The following is a 389-nucleotide window of genomic DNA, read 5'->3' as shown; positions in this document are numbered from 1 at the left end:
GGTGATTTTTTCAATGTGTTTAGCGCCATCGTCCCTGATAAACGCGTTCGGAATACACACGCCTTTCTCTTTCGGGATCTCTTCATCCTTTCTGCCGCTTAAGCGCGATATCAGCGACTGTAGTGCAGCCAGCCTGGCTGGTTTTTCATTCATCTGAGCTTCAGTAAAACCTGCCTTAATATATGTATTTTTCCTTTTTAAATACTTGATATCTGACAAATCAAGTATTTCAGCGGTAATAATAAAAGCTGTCATATTAACATACACATGAGCCTCTAAAACCCTGCCAAGATCGTCCTCTCCCGAAATGTTCCTGTCAAAAATAACGCCTTTACCTTCAGGAAGCAGGATCTTTTCTTTTATAAACGGAGCGTTTTGCGGGTCATTTT

General features: G+C 41.1%; 1 protein-coding gene. It reads right to left on the bottom strand.

The window, feature by feature from the left end:
* The coding region (locus AB6T85_RS23710; RefSeq protein WP_502092374.1) for a Tli4 family immunity protein at nucleotides 1-389 on the bottom strand (389 nt) is incomplete at both ends.

The sequence above is a fragment of the Erwinia aeris genome (assembly GCF_041224955.1).
GTDB lineage: Bacteria > Pseudomonadota > Gammaproteobacteria > Enterobacterales > Enterobacteriaceae > Erwinia > Erwinia aeris.
This window is presented reverse-complemented; position numbering and strand designations above follow the sequence as displayed.